Below are 246 nucleotides of genomic sequence, written 5' to 3' on the forward strand. Positions count from 1 at the left end.
TTTGGGACAGACTCTGCAGACCTGCCGGTTTTGCAGACCTCTTCGCCAGCAAGCGCGCTCCTACAGAAGCGTTTCGGCCAGGCGCGATACCTGTAGGAGTGAGCTTGCTCACGAAGGCGCTGGGGCACACGCTGCAGACATACCGGTTTTGCAGACCTCTTCGCGGGCAAGCGCGCTCCTACAGAAGCGTTTAGGCCTGGCGCGATACCTGTAGGAGTGAGCTTGCTCACGAAGGCGTTGGGGCAC

The sequence above is a fragment of the Pseudomonas bohemica genome, from assembly GCF_002934685.1.
Classification (GTDB): domain Bacteria; phylum Pseudomonadota; class Gammaproteobacteria; order Pseudomonadales; family Pseudomonadaceae; genus Aquipseudomonas; species Aquipseudomonas bohemica.